This is a genomic window from Pseudomonas sp. CK-NBRI-02, from assembly GCF_008124495.1.
Lineage (GTDB): Bacteria > Pseudomonadota > Gammaproteobacteria > Pseudomonadales > Pseudomonadaceae > Aquipseudomonas > Aquipseudomonas guariconensis.
In genome coordinates, this window is record NZ_VSJH01000007.1 from 63,403 (window position 1) to 78,095 (window position 14,693).

At 60.7% G+C, this 14,693-nt stretch carries 9 protein-coding genes; all 9 read right to left on the reverse strand.

Annotated elements, in window-relative coordinates:
• Positions 1–17: 17 nt before the first annotated feature.
• Positions 18–2,549, reverse strand: coding sequence for a glycosyltransferase (locus tag DQ397_RS07050; RefSeq protein WP_238556617.1), 2,532 nt, complete (start codon positions 2,547–2,549; stop codon positions 18–20).
• A 246-nt stretch (positions 2,550–2,795) separates the two neighbouring features.
• Complete coding sequence (locus DQ397_RS07055; protein ID WP_043210900.1) at positions 2,796–6,365, reverse strand: glycosyltransferase; 3,570 nt, start codon at positions 6,363–6,365, stop codon at positions 2,796–2,798.
• A 68-nt stretch (positions 6,366–6,433) separates the two neighbouring features.
• Complete coding sequence (locus DQ397_RS07060) at positions 6,434–8,002, reverse strand: flagellar hook-associated protein 3 (RefSeq protein WP_043210902.1); 1,569 nt, start codon at positions 8,000–8,002, stop codon at positions 6,434–6,436.
• 13 nt (positions 8,003–8,015) lie between these two features.
• Positions 8,016–10,061 carry a flagellar hook-associated protein FlgK gene (flgK, locus tag DQ397_RS07065; RefSeq protein WP_043210905.1) on the reverse strand — a complete coding sequence of 682 codons (2,046 nt, stop codon included), beginning with the start codon at positions 10,059–10,061 and terminating at the stop codon, positions 8,016–8,018.
• 12 nt (positions 10,062–10,073) lie between these two features.
• Positions 10,074–11,234 carry a flagellar assembly peptidoglycan hydrolase FlgJ gene (gene flgJ / locus DQ397_RS07070; protein WP_043210910.1) on the reverse strand — a complete coding sequence of 387 codons (1,161 nt, stop codon included), beginning with the start codon at positions 11,232–11,234 and terminating at the stop codon, positions 10,074–10,076.
• A 12-nt stretch (positions 11,235–11,246) separates the two neighbouring features.
• Positions 11,247–12,356, reverse strand: coding sequence for a flagellar basal body P-ring protein FlgI (locus DQ397_RS07075; protein ID WP_043210987.1), 1,110 nt, complete (start codon positions 12,354–12,356; stop codon positions 11,247–11,249).
• 11 nt (positions 12,357–12,367) lie between these two features.
• A complete protein-coding gene (flgH, locus tag DQ397_RS07080) occupies positions 12,368–13,063 on the reverse strand; it encodes a flagellar basal body L-ring protein FlgH (protein ID WP_070092462.1) in 696 nt (231 codons plus the stop codon).
• 32 nt (positions 13,064–13,095) lie between these two features.
• Complete coding sequence (gene flgG, locus DQ397_RS07085) at positions 13,096–13,881, reverse strand: flagellar basal-body rod protein FlgG (RefSeq protein ID WP_043210912.1); 786 nt, start codon at positions 13,879–13,881, stop codon at positions 13,096–13,098.
• Between the two features lie 48 nt (positions 13,882–13,929).
• Positions 13,930–14,670, reverse strand: coding sequence for a flagellar basal-body rod protein FlgF (gene flgF / locus DQ397_RS07090; protein WP_043210915.1), 741 nt, complete (start codon positions 14,668–14,670; stop codon positions 13,930–13,932).
• Positions 14,671–14,693 lie beyond the last annotated feature (23 nt).

Here is a 14,693-nt window from a genome sequence, read left to right on the forward strand (position 1 = left end):
GCCGAGTCGAGAATGCGTCAAAAGTCGTTCAACCATGCCAACCCGGTCTGCTCATCCCATTGCTCGTCATAGGCCCGTTCGCCGAAAGCCTGCGGCCAACGCTCGGCCAACGACTGCCCCGCGTCGGCATCGGTCAGCGGCACGCCGCGCACATGCGCCATCGGCGCCCAAACCACTGAAAGCCCTGCTTCACGCGTACGCAAGCACAAGTCGATATCCGCACCCGGTACCGCCTGCAATCCTTCGCATTGCTCGAACAGCGCTTTGCTTATCATCATGCAAGCGCCAGACACAGCGGCGCAGCCATGCGCTGCGTGCTGCCATTGCGCGCCAACACCCAGCCAAGGGGAATGAACCTGTGGGCCTTTGATCAATTGGTAACCAGCATGCGCTACCGTTGCATCTGCTGAATACAGGCCAGCCCCCACGACCCCGACTTCTGGGCGTTGAGCCTCGTTGAGCAAGCTTTCTAGCCATGCAGGAGCAATCACCTCACACTGCTCCGAAAGCAGTACCAGATATTCACCCTGTGCCTGACTGGCCGCCAGGTTCAGCAACGCGGTACGCGATGCACCCGGCTCGCCGGTCAACAGACGTACACGATTACTCAAGCGCTGCCCGACGCCGTTGTCGTCTCCTTGCTCTCGCCCGGCACAAGCCATCAGAACTTCGTAACGGGGGTAGCGTGTGCGTTGCAAGACGCTGGTCAGGCAGGCTTGCACGGATGCGGCGTTATCGCTGACCAGCAGGATGCTCACCAAAGGAGTCGTGCTATGCCGGAAGTCCACGTGCAACCCGGTATCGCCGCGGTCACTAACCAGAGCGTGATAACCCAGCTGTCCCAGGTGCCGTTCGAGCGCCTTGAGCGCTTGTGCGACTAATGCCTCGGGGGGGGTTATACCCAACACCAAGAAGTCGTCCAAGTGGCCCATGCAATTCATGCCATGTGTCTCTACCAGACGTAACAACAGGTCGAATTCCAGCGCGTGTGGGCAGGTTTCGCTATACCCTCCGATATCGAGCACAGCCTGACGACGCAACAGCCAGTGTCGCGACATCATCCCAGGTTGGGCACGGAGCAGATCCAAGTCTGCGCCTGGACGCACCACTGATCGCAGACGACCTTGCTCATCGCGTTGAACTTCGTTGGCACAAATGGCCTGACAGCCATGCGCCTGGCGCAACTCTTTCGAAAGGTGCAGCAGCCCCCCGGTCAGTAGTTGCTCACCCGCCTGCACCAACATCAACCATTCACTCGGCAACTGCCGCACGGCTTGGTTGAGATGGGCAACCCAATTGTCCGCCGTCACCTGAATGAAATGCAGAGTGTCTCGCACAGTGGTGATCACCGACGGTTTACCAGCCTTCAGTACCAATAACTTGAAATGTCTTATGCCACTGGCCAGCAGACTGTCGAAGGTAGTCTGCAGGGCCAAGTCGTCATCGTCCAGGTCGAGTACGACAAACGCAATCTGTGGTACGCCCTCGTTCATCAGATGTCTTAATACCTGCTGACGGGCTACCGAAGTTGGGGTTATCGCTTCGAGCATCTTCAGTACCTGGCCGGACGGCGTGACGGCCAATCCCTGCTCCAATCGCATGGACGGCACTTCGGCCAGACGCGACAGCCAGTCGGCAAGTTCCCGCACAGCATCCGCATCGCTGACTGGATCGAGTGAATCCACCAGACGCTGGCATACCTCGCGATTGAATAGGCCAAGACTCAGGGCTTGCCAATATCGTTGCAGAGCGCTCTGCGGCGTATCGTTCGGGTAGGTCTGCAACAGCTCTCGTTGGCGCACCCAGCCCCCCTCCAGCGCTCGGTACTGCCGCTCGCCAGCCGGCCAGGCATGGCAGAGGAACTCCAGGGCCGACAACTCGTGGAAAACTGCCATGTTGTAGTACGGCAGCTCGACGAATTGGTGCTGCTCGAACACTCGCGTGGGTTGATCGAGGACACTTGCCCAAGGCGAAGTGAACAGCAACGGCTCCTCAACCACTTCGTAGGTATTGCGGACAAAATCATTGAGCAAGGCGAAGTCGTCGCTGCATAGCTTCACCTGCGCCGCATCCCACTGACGCAGCACCCGCACCGTATGCGACAACTGTTCTTCACGGCGAACGGCAGACTGCGTGGTGGCAGGGTACTCGCATACCACATCAGTTTGCTCAAGACGTGCAACCCCCCCTTGCGCCAACAGCGCATAGGAGAGCGCCACCCGCCACCCAGCAAAATCCAGAGCCAGCGTATCGGGCAACATCGACAATGCAACCTGCAAGGCAGGCACTCGCACCACCGCACGCCAGGCTTGTTGCGCAGCAGTGCCATACTGCCTTACACGCGCCTGGGGACTATCCTCTGTCTTAGGCTTCACTGCCGAACCCAGCTTGTGATACGCCACCCGGGCATCACCGGCAACATAGCCCAGCGCATAACCTTGAGCCCCCAGCGCCTCGAAAGACTCCTGCAGGCAAGCGGCAGCGTTGTCCAAGGCGCAAGGCAACACAAAGTCGGCATCCAGTGTCAGGACGACAAAGGGGGTATCCACCCGTTGCAACACCTGGCCCAGGCGCTCGCAAAACAGCGCAGCGCTGCTGGCGCCCTGTATCGGCGCCAGTGCCAGGCACGGCACACCGGCGCGCTGGTAATAGTGCTGCGCCCGTTCACGATAATCGGCCTGCTCTTGACCGAGCAAGATGACCGTTACGTCACTGCGGGAGCCGTTGGCGGTTACGTTCATATAGCACCTGCTTCAAATTAGGGGTTCAGCGCTAGCTCTGTCATGCGCGGAAGATCAGTCTGCCAGCCAGGCATTGGCCCAATGCTGCACGTGGTGCGGTGTCAGTACATAGTCACGCAGCACGGCCTCGCGCAGGGCATCGCCTTGGCGATAGCTCGCCTGCGGGTCGGCAAGGTGCATGCGGATCGCCGCCAGCCATTGCTCAGTGGTGTTGTCCTTGACCCGGGTGCACGGCAAATAGCCTGCATATGCCTTGATATCCGTGCAGATCACCGGATAACCACACACTCCATACTCCAGAAGACGCAAGTTGCTCTTGCATTCGTTGAACAGGTTCTGCTCCAACGGCGCCAGCGCCAGATCCAAATTGAGACTGGCCAGCTTCTGCGGGTACTCCGCCATGGGTACGTTGGGGTAAAACTCTTTGATGTACGGCTGCAACATCGGTGGGCACATACCAAAGAACACCCAGTCAACTTGGTCGGCCAAGGCCTGGACGACTCCGAGCATCAGCTCCAGATCGCCCCGATGACTGGTTCCCCCCGCCCAACCGACTCGTGGCCTTGCGCTGGTCTGACGATCACTGCGCAGCCCATCCCACAGTGAGGCAGCCAACATATTGGGGACCACCCGAATATCGTGGTGGAAGCTCGAAAGCGCATCAGCCAGCGGCTCGGTGGATACGACCAGGCGATCGCACAAACCAATAGCCTTACCGAGCATTTCACGCACATTGCTGGGCTGGTTACGCGCATGGTCGTTTTTCTTCGGCGGGTCGATCGCATAATCGTCGAGCTCAAAGATCAAGCGCGTGTCACATACCTGCTTGAGTTCCGTCAAGCGCTTGATATCACTGGGTGAATAGCGGTACTGCATAATCAAGGCATCCGCTTTTTCCCGCGCCAGCTCGATCGGGTTTGGCATCTTGAACGTGAGGCGCCCTTGTATATAACTGGCACGCTCGAGCTCGCTGAACGGCTGAATGACCCGATAATGACCTACGCCCGAAGTATTGCGTGCCACCGCTAATACCGATGGCGCTGCCTTGGCGATGAAAGGGTCCCAACCGCCACGGACACCCGGCTCGAGATTGAAACTGATCAGATTCAGGCTCAGGTTATGGTTATAGGCCGGGTCGTTGGCCACCTTACTCAACCATCGCTCATAGAACGCCTGCTGGCCCTGCGCCTGTGCAGCCTCGTCTATCCCGACCGGCATCCGTGGAAGGACGCTAGCCAGTTTGGCGTAGGGGGTCCAGACCACCAGAAAGCCCTGCTCACGTGCCCGAAGGCACAGATCTGCATCGCTCCAGGCGTGGGGCATTGCTTGCACATCCAGGCCATGTAGTGCCTGAAACAGTTCACGCCGAACCAACAAACAGTCAAGGCTCAACGCGCTCCAGTTCTGCACCTGGTTCAGCCGGTCCAAGTCATTGCTCGAGGCCGCTGCCCTCCATTGGAATGGGTTACCCGCCGGTCCACGAAAACCGAGAACCAAAGCTCCGGAGGCGATCCCGCCATCCTGACCGAACAGCTTTGGCCCGACCACCCCAACCTCGGGACGCTGCGCGTGGAGCATCAATTCCTGCAACCACGGACCGTCGAATGCGATACAGCCCACATCGAGCAGTAGCAAGAATTCGCCACGTGCATACTCGCAAGCCTGGTTCAGGCTCGCCCCGCGACCTTGGGCCTGAACCTCTACCACCCTCAGCGAGGCACCGCCCAATGCCCCCATCGCATCTAACCAATCACGCACCTCGACCGGCTCACTTCCATTGGCGATTAGCAAGACCTCGTAGGCGTCGTAGCGAGTATGTTCAAACAGCGACTCCACGCAACGCTGCAAAGCGAGTACGTCATCACCAGCATGAATCAGGATTGAAACTCCCGCCGTATAAGCGTGTTGGTAGTGGATACGCGACATCATGCTGCCGGGAATGGCCTCCACCCGAGCCGCCACACCTAACCGCTGCAAGTGCGCTTCCACCACCACAGAAGCCTCGGCCTGGCATCGCGGGTCTGCCAACCAATCGCGGTAGGTGTACTGACTCTGCACCAGCAATTCAGCAATATGCTCCACCACGTGCACACCATGGCTTTCGACCATCCGCCAGAGAAGGTCGTGAGTACCCAGACGCGCAAACCGCTCATCGAATCCACCCAATTCCCGTACCGCGTCGCACTTGAACGCCAACTGGCGTCCAACATAGGGCTGGCTGCGCATCAAATCGAGGTTGAAATCTGGCTTGAACACTGGGTCGGAAGATACGCGCCCGTCGTATGCTCCCTCATCGGTATACAGACAGAGGCTGTCTGCACGCAACGCCATGCGCTCAGCCATGAGCAGCAAGGCCTGGGGGTGCAGCCGATCCCCCGCTTGCAGGAGAAAAACCCAGTCAGACTGCTCGTCATCGGCCAGAAGGGCATTGAGCACTGCTCCTTCTTGGGTGTGCGGTCTCAGGTACTCGACGCCTGATCGTGGCGAGCCTGAATCGGCTGCTCCCACAACGCAAATACGGCCAGCGGGAAAAGACTGGGTCGCCAGGCTATCCAGCGTTGAGCCCAACATAAGCTGATCAGAGCCCTCACCGAACACCACCACCAGAATACGTGGCCGATGTGGCCACTGCTCGATCCGCCTGGACAGCAGGCCCAACTGGCCTTCGGATAGGGTACGACACGCCAACCACTGCGAATACACCTCAGCGAAGCTGAGACTGTCGGTACCAACCTGCAGCTTGAAGTCATCCATCTGCTCGGCGAAAGCGCTGCGCAGGTTCATTTCTTCCCAAGCGTGCTCAGGGTCATTACCGAAGTCCTGCAACGGCAAATACCTTACCCAGCCTTTGGCCGGTGCAGATTCGCTTGTCCGTGCTTGCAATATTTGCAGCAGCCAGGTGGTTTCCACCTTGGACGCCTCGGTCATGGATACACGATGGCTCAAGCGCCCCGGATGTACCCTTTCCAGACTCAATATCTGGGCGAGGCTGCACAGGTGTCCTCGCCGCAACAAGCAAACGTAAAGCGCCATATCCACCCGTGCGCGGAAACCTCCCTCCTGCACCAGTGTCGCCAGGTACGCTTCGACCTGTGCCCGACGAAACAGAACATGGCTGATACCACCGAACAGATTGATCGCATTATCGGCCACGCAATCGAGCAGATCGGTTCCATGTAATACCGCGCTGCTGGATGAAATCAACCAGTTGAGCATACGCGAGGGCAGCAGCACATCATCTGCATCGCAAAGCAAGCGCTGGTTGCTCACCATGCTGACCGAGGCGTGATCGATCAGAACCTGGGCCTGCTGCGTGATGCATGTGGTCAACAGACTATCGTCGTCGCAAAGGAACTTGATCAGTTCGCCACGCGCCTGCGCCAGACACGCCAACAAATTATGGGCGTACCCCAGATTACTCGGGTTGCGAAGGTAGCGCAGCGGCACGGTGGTGGTCTTGGCGATCGCTTCGCATAACGCCTCGATGTCGCCATTGGCGCTATCGTCGCAGATGACTATTTCCAAATTCGGGTAGTCTTGGGCGATGGCACTGCTGAGAGCACCGTAGAAGAACTCACTGTTGAATGCCGGAATGGCAATAGTGACGAGAGGTTGTGCCTTCACGCGTGCTCACTCAGCGGGGTGACCGCTCGGAAGACTCACCCCTGTCAGAACAGAAATTTGCGGTTCGATCAGATGTAGTTGACCAACGACAGCCCTGCGATCTTGGCATATGACTGTAGCGATGCCTGCAGCATATTCTTTTGCATTTCAAGACGCAGCATCACCTCGGCAGGATCGCTTTCACGTATTGAGCTTTGGGTCTTCTGATTTTCGGTACTCAGCGCTTCGTTGGTCTCGGCCTGAATATCCAGCGCCTGGCCACGACCACCGATAGAGGAAATCGACGAAGAGACCTGGTTCGTTGCGCTGATGATGTTGCCAACAGCTGAATCCAGGGAGGCCAGGAAGTTCTGCCGGGCCACCGGGTCGCTGTCTTGTGGTGTATTCAGTGCAGTACGGAGCTGACTGATGGTATCGAGGACGTTCTGAGTCTGATGCGTATCGACCTTTACCGCGAACGAATCGCCGGCACTTGGCGCTCCCGACAACTCAAAGCTCACACCAGCGGCAGTGGCAGTGGTACCCGATAAGGTGCCTGTGGAGATCGGCCGGCTGTCTGCCGTTACCGGCGCCGAGTACAGCTCGAAGTCTGTCGCGGTGGTGAACTTCAGCACCGCGCCGCCTCCCGGGAAGGCCGCCTTGTAAACAGCTGGATCGCTGATGCTTGCGTCGGTGATCTGGGTTGTCGAACTGTTGCCAGGACTACGGGTACCGGCAATGGAGTCTTCCTTGGAGCTCAGACTGAACGTGTGACCGGCGATAGCGGCGTCCGGGTTTGCTTCGTCACCCGGCTGGAAAGAAATCTTCAGACGCAAATCGACGCCGCGGAAGCTGATGGTAGTGTTTTCGCCATCGGGCTTGAATGCCCCCCCTTGGCTTGCCTCCAAAGTCACATCATTACCGCCAGCATCAAGAATTTTGTACTGGGTGCTACTGATGAATTGAATGCTGTACGGCTCGCCACTGCGGAAGCGGTCGTTGTAGGTCGCGCTGCCAGAGACCTGACCATTGGACAGGCTGACACGGCCATCGTCGATTGCCGGATTTGTCAGGTGGGTCTCGCTGCGGCTGGTGTTCAGGGCCTGCTCGAACGCGTCGTAGCCGGTCTCGTTGGCCGCCAGGCTGAGCATGTCGCCCACTTGTAGATTCAATTTGCCCTGGTCGCCCTGGTAGGTGTAGGTGCCGTCAGAATTGCGCACATAGGGCGGGGTGTCGCCCTTGGATCCGGAGAACAGGTACTTACCGTTCTCGTCCTTGCTGTTCATCAGCGTAAACAGCTGGTCTTCCAGCGAGGCCAATTCAGACGCGTTGGCCTTACGGTCGGCGTCAGTGAAACCACCGTTACCGGAACTGATCGCCAGTTCATTGACCCGCTGCAAAATGGTCCCAATGGCATTGAGCGTGCTCTCAGCAGTCCCCAACGCATTGCGCACGTTGACGATGTTGTCGCTGTACTGCTCCAGCATGTTCTGCTGCTGCTCCAACTGCAGCAGGCGCGCGGCGCCCACCGGATCGTCGGCGGCGGTGCGGATGCGCAGGAAGTCGCTGGCCTCCTGGCTCGTCTTGTTGACGTTGGAGAAGGTGCGCTGGTAGTTGGCGCTGCTGGTGTTGTAGAACTGCGAAGTGGAGATGCGCACGGTCTACGGCTCCTTAAAGACTGTTGATCAAGGTGGCGAAGGTTTCCTGGGCCGCCTTGATGATCTGCGACGACGCGGTGTAGTACTGCTGGAACTTGACCAGGTTGCCGACCTCTTCGTCGACCGACACGCCCGACACCGAATTGCGGCCGTCCAGCGCGGACTGCTGCAGGGCGTTGGTGGCATTGCCGTCCATGGTGGCCTGGGCGGTCTTGCCGCCGACGTTGGATACCAGCTTGGCGTAAGCGTCGGTGAAGCTGATGCCCTTGCCGTCGGCGCCAACGCCCACGGTGCCCTTGGTCTGCAGTCCGAGCACCGACTGGGCATTGCGGTTGTCGGCAGAGCCCGCGCCAGTCAGCGACACGGTGAAGTTGTCACCGCTTTTCGGCGCACCGGAGACGCTCATCTCGAAAGTGAAGGTCTTCTGGGTGGCGCCGTCCATGATCGGGTTGCCGCTGCCATCGACCATCGGCACCGAGAGCTGCAGCTTGTTTTCCTGGCCCGGAATGATGGTGCCGCTGCCGATGGCGTTGCCCTTGGCGTCGTACATCGTGTAGGCCTGGGGCGAGGTGCTGTCGTCACCGAACACCAGCTTGACCGGGGTGGAATACTTCAGGCCTGTCTGCAGGTCGGCGCGCTGGGCTGCATCGTAGATGTCCAGCTCCGAGGTCAGGGTCGGCGGGGTGACCGCACCGGTGCCCTTGTTGCCGGCACCGTTGGTGCTGGTCAGCGGTGCGGCCATGGCCAGGCGATTGGGGTCGGTGAGCACCGACTCCATACCGGCGGCGGCATTGCGCGTCGGGGTGATCTTGAAGCTGTCACCGGCGCTCAACGCACCGCCCTTGAGCGACAAGGTGAAGCCGTCGATCACCGGGGCTGGGTCGTCGGTAAGATCGTACGAGCCCATCTCGGTGCCTTCGGGCAGCTTGCGCACGGTATAGGCCGTGGCACTGGTGAAGGTCACCTGGTAGTCGCTGGTGGTGAGCTTGCGGGTGTCCTTGATGTTCACATCCAGGTTGCCGGAGCCTGCGCTGTTGCCCAGCTTGGGCACGCTGCGCTCGCTCATGGCCTTGGCGCTGTTGATGTCGCCGAACAGAATCGCACCGAACTCGCCGTTCTTGTCGATGCCCTGGGCCAGTTGGCTATTGATGGCATCGGCCACCACCAGCGCCACGCGGCCCAGCTCGTTGAGCGCAGGGTCGAGGGTCTCCTTGCGGTAGCGCAGCAGGCCACCGAGCTCGCCGCCGGTGGTGCTGTTGGTGATGTCCATCTTGGTGGTGCCGCGATTGAGCACCAGGTTCATGCGGGTCGGATCGGTCTGGCTCGGCTCGACGCCCAGGGTCTGGGTGGTCTTGCCCAGCACCAGCGCCTGGCCGTTCTTCAGATAGATGTCGTAGTTGCCTTCGCGCTCCACCACCTCGGCACCGATCAACGCGGTCAGCTCGCGCACGGCGCCATCGCGCTGGTCGAGCAGGTCGTTGGGTTGGCCTTGCACGGCCGAGATCCGCGAGATCTGGTCGTTGTACTCGGCGATCGTCGCGGTGAGCTTGTTCACCTGGTCGGCGATCGAGGCCATGTTGGTGTTGATATTGGTGTTCTGCTGGTTCAGCTGCGCCGACAGGGTATTGAAGCGCTTGGCCAGGGTCTGGGCGCTGGTCAGCAGCAGCTGGCGCGAGGCGTCCTCGTTGGGCTTGGCCGAGGCGTCCTGCATGGCGCCGAAGAAGCTTTTGAGCGCAGCGGTGATGCCGGTATCGGCGCTCGACAGAGCGGTGTCCAGCGGGGTGATCTGGTTCAGGTAGGAAGCGGCGTCGCTCGACAGCGACGTGGTGGTGCGCAGCTGGTTTTCCAGGAAGGCGTTATACACCCGGCGCACATCGGCCAAGGTAGTGCCACTGCCGATGAAGACCTGGCCATACTGCTGCGAGCCCTTGGTCTTCTGCACGATCTGCTGGCGAGAATAACTGTCGACATCGGCGTTGGCGATGTTGTTACCCAGGGTGTACATCCCCGACTGCGCGGCGCCCAGGCCCGACATGCCAATATTGATCAAACTCGCCATGGTTCCAAACCCTTAAAGTTTCGTTGTGGTACCGAGCATTGCGTAGCTCTCGTACGACTTCATCTGTCTTGCGATCTGCGAGATCTTGCTGGCGTAGTTGGGGTCAGTGGCATACCCGGCCTTCTGCAGCTCTCGCACGAACTGTTCCGGGTTATCGGCCGACTTCACCGCATCTTGATAGCGCGCATTGTTCTGCAGCAGGCTGACCAGGTCATGGAAGCTGTCCTGGTAGGAATCATAGGAACGGAACGCCGCAGTCTCCTTGACGAACTGCCCGCCACGAAACTCGCTGGTGATCGCCCTCGCCTGACCACCCTGCCAGCTGCCGGTGGCCTTGATGCCGAACAGGTTATGGCTGCTGCTGCCGTCGGCATTGCGCATGACCGACTTGCCCCATCCGGTCTCCAGGGCGGCCTGAGCCACCAGGTAACGGGGGTCGATACCGATGCGCTTGGCGGCCTGTTCGGCCATCGGCAGCATGGTGGCGACGAATTGGTCGCTGTCGGTGAAGGCCTTCTTCGGCGCAAGTGGTGGCTGGGCCACAGCGCGGCCGAGAATGCGCGTGCCATCCGGCGCGGCGAAGGCACGGGCAGCACTGGCCACCTGCTGACCTTCACGGGCCGGCACAGCAGCGGTATTGGTAGTGGTCGCCGACGGCACGATGCCGGCCAGCAAACGGTCGGTCAGCTTGCCTGGCAGCGCCAGGCGCCGCGAGTTGAGCGCGGCCACATCATTGCGGGTGCCGGCCGTCTCACTGAAATGCATGGGCTCGGCCACCTTGCTGCCCCACAGCGCCGGGGCATGCCCTTCGATACGTGGGAACGGGCTGGTGTTGACCGGCGCAGGCTTGTTCTTGGACAGCTGACGCACCAGCACATCCTGCAGACCGATACCGCCACCCTCGCGGGACATGCTCACGGCCAACTGCTGGTCGTACATGTCGCGGTACTGCTTGACCGTCTCGCTGTTCATCGGGTTGTCGTCGGCCAGCACGTCACTGGCTTTGCGCGAGGCCTTGAGCATCTCGCTGATGAACAACGACTCGAACTCCTGGGCCACCTTGCGCACGTTGGCATCGCTGTCGCGGTCACCGTGCTTGAGCGAGCTCAGGCGGTTGAGGTCGGTGTAGGCACCGCTGTCGGCGTGTCCGGAAACCAGGCTCTTGGAATTCATGGGCTGGCGTCCTCAGATCACGATCAGGTCGGCTTGCAAGGCGCCGGCCTGCTTCAGGGCTTCGAGGATCGCCATCAGGTCGCTGGGCGCCGCGCCCACCTGGTTCACCGCACGCACGATCTCGTCCAGGGTGGTGCCCGGGCCGAACTTGAACATTGGCTTGGCTTCCTGCTGGGCATTGACCTTCGAGCGCGGCACTACAGCGGTCTGGCCATTGGAGAACGGTCCAGGCTGGCTGACGATCGGGTCTTCGGTGATGGTCACGGTCAGGCTGCCGTGGGTGACCGCCGCCGGCGAGACCTTGACGTTCTGGCCGATGACGATGGTGCCGGTACGCGAGTTGATGATGACCTTGGCCACGGCCTGGCCCGGGTCGATCTCCAGGTTCTCCAGGATCGACAGGTAGTCGACTCGCTGGCTCGGGTCCATGGGTGCGGTGACGCGCACCGAGCCACCATCGATGGCCTGGGCCACGCCTGGGCCGAGCATGTCGTTTATCTTGTCGACAATGTGCTTGGCAGTGGTGAAGTCCGGACGATTGAGGTTCAGCGTCAGGCTGTTGCCTTGGTTGAAACCGCTCGGCACGGCGCGCTCGACGGTGGCACCGCCAGGAATTCGGCCAGCCGACGGAACGTTGACGGTGATCTTGGAGCCGTCGCGGCCTTCGGCATCGAAGCCCCCGACCACCAGGTTGCCCTGGGCAACGGCGTAGACATTGCCGTCGATACCCTTGAGCGGCGTCATCAGCAGGCTGCCGCCGCGCAGACTCTTGGAGTTACCGATCGAGGAAACGGTGATGTCCACCACCTGGCCAGGCTTGGCGAACGCTGGCAGGTCGGCGTGCACCGACACGGCTGCGACGTTCTTGAGCTGCACGTTGCCCGACCCTGGCGGAACCTTGATGCCGAACTGCGACAGCATGTTGTTGAAGGTCTGCAGGGTGAACGGCGTCTGGGTGGTCTGGTCACCCGTACCGTTCAATCCCACTACCAGGCCATAGCCGATCAACTGGTTGGTACGCACGCCAGAAATACTGGCGATGTCCTTCAGGCGCTCGGCGTGAGCACCGAACGCGCAGGACAGGAGCAGGGTCGCGGCAATCAGCTGCCTTAGGTTGAACATGGTCATTGGACTCAGAAGGGCCAAAGCGGGCTCATGAAGAAGCGGTCCAGCCAACCGGGCTGGCTGGCGTCGGCGAACGAACCTGTGCCCGAATAGGTGATGCGCGCATCGGCCACACGCGTGGACGGCACGGTGTTGTCAGTGGCGATGTCATCGGCGCGGATCAGGCCGGCGATGCGCACCAGTTCCTCACCGGTGTTCAGGGTCAGCCACTTCTCGCCGCGCACGGCGACGATGCCATTGGGCAGCACTTCGGCCACGGTCACGGTGATCGAACCGGTCAGGGTGTTGCCCTGGGTGGCCTTGCTGTCACCCTTGGTCGCCCGTTCGCCTTTGTAGCCGGCCTCCAGAGACAGGTCGCCGCCACCGAACGGGTTGTCGGTGTTCGGCGTGGTGCCGAACAGCGAGGTCAGGCCGATGTTGGCGTTGCTGTTTTTCTGGATCTGAGACCCTGCGTTCTTGCTCGCCGAGGTGCGCTCGTTGAGGGTGATGGTGATGATGTCACCCACCCGGAACGCCTTGCGGTCGGTGTACAGGTTCTGCTCGAAACCGGCCTGATAAATCGAGCCGTTGGCCGCCGACGCCGGCAACGGGGTACGCGGCAGAACCGGCGCATAGTACGGGTCGTTCGGCTTGGGCGTCGGTGCGACGCAACCGGCCAACAACACCGCGCCCCCCAGGGCGAAGACGGACAACAGACGATTCATGACGCTTACCTCACGTGTAACGGGCTTGGGTCTTACAGCTGCTGGGTGACGAACGACAGCATCTGGTCGGCGGTGGAGATGACCTTGGAGTTCATCTCGTAGGCGCGCTGGGTGGTGATCATGTTCACCAGCTCTTCCACGGTGCTGACGTTGGAGTTTTCCAAGGTCTGTTGCAGGGTGGTACCGAAGCCGTTCAGGCCTGGGGTGCCGACCTGTGGTGCGCCGCTGGCTGCAGTCTCGAGGAACAGGTTGTTGCCGATGGCCTGCAGACCTGCCGGGTTGATGAAGTCGGCGGTCTGGATGTTGCCGATGATCTGCGCGGCCGGGTTGCCGGCAGTGGTGATCGACACGGTGCCGTCCTGGCCAACGGTGAAGGTCTGGGCATCCGGCGGCACGACGATCGCAGGCTCAAGGGCAAAACCGTTGGCGGTGACGATCTGGCCGTCGGAGTTCAGGTGGAAGGTGCCGTCACGGGTGTACGAAACAGTGCCATCAGGCTGCAGGACCTGGAAGAAACCGCGACCATTGACGGCCATGTCCAGCGGGTTCTCGGTGGTCTGCAGGCTGCCGGTCTGGAAGTTCTTCTGAGTACCGACAATGCGCACACCGGTACCGACCTGCAGGCCCGAAGGCAGCTCGCTGTCCTGGGTCGACTGAGCACCCGGCTGACGCTTGATCTGGTACAAAAGGTCCTGGAACTCGGCGCGATCACGCTTGAAGCCGGTGGTCGAGACGTTCGCCAGGTTGTTGGAGATGACGGTCAGGTTGGTGTCCTGGGCGGACAGGCCGGTCTTAGCGACCCAAAGAGCCGGAAGCATTTAGTGTTCTCCTCGTGCGCCTGTTTTACGGCACCCGTTCAAAAGTGATTAGCCGATTTGCAAAACACGCGCCATGGCTTCATCGCCTTCCTTGGCCGCGTTCATCATCTTGACGTGCAGTTCGAATTGACGGGACAGCGCCAGCACCGAGGTCATTTCCTCGACGGCATTGACGTTGCTCGACTCCAAAAAGCCCGACGCCACCCGCACGTTGACGTCGGCATCGGCGGGCTGGCCGTTTTTGGTGTGGATCATGCCGTCCAGGCCCTTGGTCAGGTTCTTGGTGTCCGGATTGACTAGCTTGATGCGGTCGACCTCGGCCATGACCCGCGGGTCCTCGCCCATGGCGCGAATGCTGATGGTGCCGTCTTCACCGATCTCCACCTTCTGCTCAGGCGGAATCGCGATCGGGCCACCGTTGCCCATCACCGGCATGCCGTTGCCGGCACGCAGCACGCCCAGAGCATCGATGTTCAGGCTGCCGGTGCGCACATAGGCTTCGCTGCCGTCCGGCGCCTGCACGGCAATGAAGCCATCGCCGGTGACCGCCACGTCCAGTTCGCGACCGGTCTCGACCATCGCGCCAGCAGTGAAATCCGTGGCCGGGCGTTCGCTCATGGCGAAGGCGCGCGCCGGAAAGCTGTCACCGAACACCGGCATCGAACGCGCCTGCTCCAGGTCGCGCTGAAAACCGTTGGTGGAAACGTTCGCCAGGTTGTTGGCGTGGGCCCGCTGGGCCAGCGCGTTCTGGCTGGCACCGGTCATGGCCACGTAAAGCATTTTGTCCACAGTCATTCTCCACTGCACTGACG